Raw genomic sequence first — 6,071 nt, 5'->3', positions numbered from 1 at the left:
CACCCCCCCCCCCCCCCGCCCCCCCCCCCCCCCCCCCTTCCCGAGAGGCCCCGCCATGAGCACCGACGCCCTGCACGGCACCACCGATTCCGAGGAGGCGCTCGCGCCCCTCCCCGACTCCCGGCGCACCGCCCGGATCGACGGCCAGTTCTGGATCTGGGCCGGGGCGAACATCGCGCCGATCAACTGGGTCCTCGGCGCGCTGGGCGTGAACATGGGCCTCGGCCTCTGGGACACGGTCACCGTGCTCGTGCTCGGCAACGTCGTGGGCATGGCGGTCTTCGGCTTCTTCGTGCTGCTCGGGCAGCGCACCGGAGTGACGGGCATGCTGCTGGGCCGCGCGGTCTTCGGCCGCCGCGGCAACTACGCCCCCGCTGCCGTGCAGGCGGTCGTGGTCATCGGATGGTGCGCCATCAACACCTGGATCGTGCTCGACCTCGTGATCGCCCTGCTCGGCTCGGTGGGCCTGGTCGATCCCGAGGCGTCGAACGTCGGCTGGCGGATCGTCGTCGCGGCCGTGATCATGGCGATCCAGGTCGCGATCTCGTTCCTGGGCTACCGGGCGATCGCCGCGTTCGAGCGCTGGACCGTGCCGCCGACCCTGGTGGTCCTCGCCGTGATGTCGATCGTCGCGTGGTTCTTCCTCGACATCGACTGGTCCTACGCCGGGCCCGCCGAGGGCGCTCTGACCGGCGGCGACCGCCTGGCCGCGATGTCCATCGTGATGACCGCCATCGGCATCGGCTGGGGACTCACCTGGCTCGCCTACGCCGGCGACTACTCCCGCTTCGTCAGCCCGCGCGCCTCGCGGCCCAAGCTCTACTTCGCCAGCGTGCTCGGCCAGTTCGTCCCGGTCGTCTGGCTGGGGCTGCTCGGCGCGACGCTCGCGACGAAGAACGGCGGCGTCGACCCGGGCGAGCTCATCGTCGACAACTTCGGCGCCCTCGCGATCCCGGTGCTGCTGCTCGTCGTGCACGGCCCCATCGCCACCAACGTCCTCAACATCTACTCGTTCAGCATGGCCACCCAGGCCCTGGACGTGCGCCTGGGCCGCCGGACCCTGAGCCTGATCGTCGGCGTGCTCGCCTTCGCCGCCTCCGTCTTCTTCGTCTTCCAGGACGACCTGGCGACCACGCTCGACGCCTGGCTGGTCGGACTCGTCGGCTGGGTCGCTCCGTGGGGCGCGATCGTGCTCGTGCACTACGCCGTCTTCGAGAAGCGCGTGCGCTCGTTCGGCCACCTCTTCGCCCCGGTCGGCTCGCCGCTGCTGCCGGACGTGCGCTGGCGCGCCCTGCTCTCGTTCGCGATCGGCGCGACGCTGACCTGGATGTTCATGAACGGCTCGGTGCCGGCGCTGCAGGGCCCGGCCGCGACCGCCCTGGGCGGCATCGACGTCTCGTGGCTGGCGGGAGCCGTCTCGGCCGGTCTGGCCTACCTGCTGCTCGGACGCGGCGACGCCGACGAGTGGGTGCAGCGCCGGGAGGCCCTGGAGCGGTCGCCGCGCGCGGCCGAGCCGGTCCTCGGGTAGCCGGCCCCGTCACTCCGCTCCTTTTTTCTGCTCTCCTCCCCCTTCTCTCCTCCCTCTGCTCTCCTCCACGATCCGCACCACCGCACCACGAACGGAACCGCCATGCCGCTGCTCATCACCGACGCCTCCGTCATCACCATGGACCCGGTCTCGGGTGCCGTGCCGATCACGGCGAGCATCCGCATCGTCGACGACGTGATCGTCGCAATCGGTCCGGGGCTGGCGCCGGAGCCGGGCGACGAGGTGATCGACGGCCGCGACCGGCTGGTCACCCCCGGCTTCGTCAACGCGCACACCCACTCGTGGGAGTACCTCTACAAGGGGCGCTACGACAACCTGCCGCTCGAACTATGGATGCTGCTCTCGTACCCGATCCTGGGCGACAGCCGTGTCGCTCCGGACCTGGTGCGGCTGCGCTCGTCGCTGTTCGCGCTCGAGTCGCTGAAGGCGGGCGTGACGACGCTGGTCGACGACGTGCTCGAGAACCCGGACCAGGACGCGGCGCAGCTGGCGGCGGTGTTCGACGCGTACGACGAGATCGGGATCCGGGCGAACATCTCGGGGCACGTGATCAGCAAGCCGTTCTTCGAGACCATGCCGTTCCTCGAGGAGCTGCTGCCGGCCGGCGTCCTCGAGTCGGCGCGCGCGGCGTCGCGGCCCACGACCGACGGGTACCTCGCGTTCAGCCGCCAGGCCTTCGCGACCCAGCACGGACGGGGAGGCGGGCGGCTGCGCTACATGGTCGCCCCCTCCGCGCCCCAGCGGGTGGCGCCCGAGCTGCTCGTGGGGGCGACCGAGCTCGCGCTCGAGCACGGCGCGGAGTGCCACATCCACGTCCTCGAGACGAAGACCCAGCTCGTCACGGGACAGGAGTCGTACGGGGGCACCCTGGTCGAGTACATGGAGCGGATCGGGGCGCTCTCGCCGAACACCACGTTCGCGCACGGCATCTGGCTCACCGACGCCGACATGGACCGCGTCGCCGCCGCCGGCACCTCGATCTCGCACAACCCGCTCTCGAACCTCAAGCTCGGCTCGGGCATCGCGCCCTGGCGCGCCCTGCACGACGCCGGAGTGAACCTGGGCCTGGGCACCGACGGCTGCTCGAGCAGCGACTCCCCGCGGATGCTCGACGTGATCAAGGCCGCGGCGCTGCTGCACAAGGTGACCGACCCCGACCTCGTCTCGTGGCCGACGGTCGCCGAGGTGCTCACGGCCGGCACGATCGGGGGCGCCCGGAGCGCCGTGCTCGACGAGGTCACCGGCAGCATCGAGGTGGGCAAGCAGGCCGACCTCGTGCTGTTCGACCTCGAGACGCTGAACTTCACGCCGCGCCAGCGCCTCGAGAACCAGCTCGTCTACTCCGAGAACGGCTCCTCGATCGACACGGTGATCGTGGCGGGCCGCGTGGTGGTCTCGGGCGGCGAGTCGACCACGGTCGATGAGAGGGCGCTGCGCGCGGATCTGACGGCGCAGCTGGGCGACATCGTCGCGTGGCAGGACTCGCTCGACGCCACCAACGGGGTGCTGACGGAGCCGTTCCACCGGATGTACGAGCGGGCGATGGCGCGCGAGGCGTCGATCGACCGCTTCAGCGGGCGGCGCCTGGTCTGACGTCCCGCGTCCGGGCCGCCTCCGGCTCGAAGGGACGCGTTCGGCTCGCGGGGACCACCGGATCACGCGAGCCGATCCCGGTTCCGCGCGCCCGGGAAGAGCGCGCCGACCGGAACCCGCTGAACGGCGCCCGCACCCGTCCCGATCACCCCGCGAGGGCGCGGATCCGCGCGGCGACGGCGCGTCCGATCGGCCCGCGCCCCGTCAAGGGGGGAAGTGATCCGGAGGAACACTCATCGGGAACATGCGTTCGAAGGCCGCGATTATGGTCGCTGCAGAAGCGCCGGAGACGTGTCCGGCCGTTGCCCCAGAGGCCCGACGTCCCCGCAGTGCCGCGGATCGGAGCGGTCCTCCGCCCGACCTCGACGCCCAGAAGGACGCCCGTGCCGACGACCCCCGCGAGCCGCCGCCCGCACCGCTCAGGTGCGGGGCAGGCCGGCGAAGTTCGCGGCGCTGAGCTCCTGCACGGCGGGCAGCTTCGCGAGGATCGCGGACGAGACGGCGTCGCGGTCCGGAAGGACGCGCTCGAGCGCCTCGCCGACGCGCGTCGCGAGTCCGTCGCCGGGCTCGACGCACAGGTAGGGCAGCTCGAACATGGCCATCAGGCCCTCGACCTTGCCCTGCGTGGCGAGGGTGATCGCGGGCACGCCCTTCATCAGGGACATGATCGCGAGGTGCATGCGACCGGTGACGGTCACGGTGGCGCGCTCGGTGAAGCCGCGCACCTCGGCGGGGCTCAGGACGTCCTCGACGAAGGCGACCCCGCTCGTGTCGGGCAGCGCCGCGTAGACCTTGCGGCAGGCCGCGAGGTCGTCGGGGCCGTGCTTGATCACGTGCGGGAGCAGCACGACGGCGAGGCCGCGCGCGCGCAGGCCGCCGATGATCTCGACGTACGCGCCGGTCTGGTCGGTGTCGATCAGGCCGGAGACGTTGACGATCGCGATGCCGGCGCTGGTGTCGAGGGCGTCGAGCTCGGTGCTCGCCCGCTCGCTGTCGACGGAGCGGGCCGAGAAGACGATGTCCGCGGAGGCCTGCGCGTCGAGTCCGTCGCGTCGAGCGCGCTCGACCGACAGCGGGTCGCGGAGGAAGAGCGTGGTGCCGGCGCGGTCGGCCGCCCGCAGCTCGGCGAGCGCCGCCGGGTGCGCCTTGCCGTTCCAGCTGAAGCCGAGCACGCGGGTGTCGACGCCTGCGGAGGCGGCGCTGCGCGCGACGACCGCGCGGCTGGTCGAGGCGCGGAAGTTGTAGGCGCCGTCCATGATGTCGGCGCCGACGATCGAGACGGACGCGGTACCCGGGAGCATCGAGCGGAAGCGGCGGAGGTCGCGCACGAAGCTCGGCAGTCCGCCGTAGAGCAGCGTGCCCAGCGAGACGATCTCGACGCGGTCGGCGTGCTCGGCGGGAACGCGGATGTCGCCCGGGTAGCGGGTGATGACCGTGATCGGACCGGCCACGTTCTCGAGGAACGCGCCGACGAGCGCGGCGTCGCCGATGTTGCCCGCACCGGGGGGCGCGATCAGGATCGCGCGACCCTCGGCCGCGGCCTGCGGAGCGCGGCGCGCCCGGCGCAGGCGGGCGGCGTCGACGAAGACGGCCCGGGCGCCGAGCGACAGCACCGCCGGGCTCTTCAGGAGCGGAGCCGTGCGCTTGCGCACGCCTCCGAGGATCGTCCGGACTCGCGAACCCGTTCCGCTCACAGCACTGCCGTTCCCGGCCCCGTCGCGGAGCCGTCCTCGTCCTACGCCGGCGCGGGCGTTCGCCGCTCCGGTTGGTCCCGGCGGGCGCTCGAGCGCTCGTCCCCCAGGGGTGGTCGACCGCCGGGGACGCTCCCGCCGCGCCCAGTGTACGGAGTCGTCCCCCCTTCGGCCGGTACGCCTCGCGGCCACGGCCCCTCCTTCCTTTCCCCGCCCCGAGTCCCCGCTCACACCTTCCCCGATTGGACCCCACGCCCATGACTCGAACGCTCAGCGCGACTCTCGCCGCACTGCTGGTCGTGATCGCCGCGTTCTTCGCGGCCGCGCCCAGCTTCGCGGCGGCGAACCGCTACGCCTCCCCCACCGGGACCAGCACGGTCTGCACCGCCGCCGCGCCCTGCTCGCTCGTGACCGCGGTGCAGAACGCCGCCCCCGGCGACACCGTGCTGCTCACCTCCGGCACCTACCCCACGGTGACCATCAAGGCCGGGAAGGCGACCGTCGCCGCTCCCGTCGTCGTCAAGCCCGCTCCCGGCGCCTCGCCGGTGCTCGGTTCGACGAAGGTCTACGCGGCGAACACGGTGTGGAACGACATCTACTCCCGCAGCACCTTCTACACCTACGGCTCGGGCATCACGGTCGACCGCATGCACATCGACGGCTCCGGCATCTTCGTGCGCAGCGCGAACGTGATCGTGCGGAACTCCACCTTCGAGAACGGCTCGTCGATCGACGGCATCCAGGTCGGCGGCACCACCAACGGCCTGATCGAGAACAACCGGGTCCAGAACTACGACCAGAACATCGACAACGGCCTGCACGCCGACTGCATCCAGGTCTTCGAGAGCACCAAGGTGACGCTGCGCGGCAACGTCCTGAAGAACTGCTACAACGCGGGCATCCAGTTCTCGCCGGGCGCCGGCGACGGGATGAGCGACATCACGGTCGAGTCGAACTTCGTCTCGGGCTGCATCGTCGTCACGGCCGACTGCCGCGGAGGCTCTGTGGCCGACTTCCGGGAGGTCACCGCGAGCAACCTGTACATCCGCAACAACACCTTCGAGAACGGCGCGCTGCGCGTGGGCGGAGCGGCGAACACGGTCTTCGACCGCAACATCGTCAGCTACCTCTCCTCCTGCACGAGCCCGATGACGAACACCATCGTCGAGGCCTGGAACACGAAGCTCTGCAAGACGCCCTCGCTCCTGAACCAGCAGGGCAACGTGCAGGGCGCGCCG

The 6,071-nt window shown here is 71.6% G+C and carries 4 protein-coding genes; 3 read left to right on the top strand and 1 reads right to left on the bottom strand.

Annotated elements, in window-relative coordinates:
- Positions 1-55 precede the first annotated feature (55 nt).
- Together NB037_RS18295 and NB037_RS18290 are read left to right on the top strand one after the other, a co-directional pair.
- Positions 56-1,528, top strand: a complete 1,473-nt coding sequence (locus NB037_RS18295) for a purine-cytosine permease family protein (RefSeq protein ID WP_251948334.1) — start codon at positions 56-58, stop codon at positions 1,526-1,528.
- A gap of 102 nt (positions 1,529-1,630) precedes the next feature.
- Positions 1,631-3,142, top strand: a complete 1,512-nt coding sequence (locus NB037_RS18290) for an amidohydrolase family protein (RefSeq protein ID WP_251948332.1) — start codon at positions 1,631-1,633, stop codon at positions 3,140-3,142.
- A gap of 419 nt (positions 3,143-3,561) precedes the next feature.
- Here NB037_RS18290 and NB037_RS18285 read toward each other — a convergent pair whose 3' ends face one another.
- On the bottom strand, positions 3,562-4,794 hold the full coding sequence (locus NB037_RS18285; protein WP_251948330.1) for a polysaccharide pyruvyl transferase family protein: 1,233 nt from the start codon (positions 4,792-4,794) through the stop codon (positions 3,562-3,564).
- A 296-nt stretch (positions 4,795-5,090) separates the two neighbouring features.
- Here NB037_RS18285 and NB037_RS18280 point away from each other — a divergent pair.
- On the top strand, positions 5,091-6,071 hold a 981-nt coding region (locus NB037_RS18280), incomplete at its 3' end, for a right-handed parallel beta-helix repeat-containing protein (RefSeq protein ID WP_251948328.1).

The organism is Rathayibacter rubneri (genome assembly GCF_023743255.1).
Classification (GTDB): Bacteria; Actinomycetota; Actinomycetes; order Actinomycetales; family Microbacteriaceae; genus Rathayibacter; species Rathayibacter rubneri.
The sequence above is the reverse complement of the archived record's forward strand: the minus strand, read 5'-3'. Positions and strand labels throughout refer to the sequence as shown.

What these genes read in the sequence shown, in the direction of transcription:
- NB037_RS18295 (WP_251948334.1), top strand. Translation starts at nt 56, where the DNA reads ATGAGCACCGACGCCCTGCACGGCACCACCGATTCCGAGGAGGCGCTC.
- NB037_RS18290 (WP_251948332.1), top strand. Translation starts at nt 1,631, where the DNA reads ATGCCGCTGCTCATCACCGACGCCTCCGTCATCACCATGGACCCGGTC.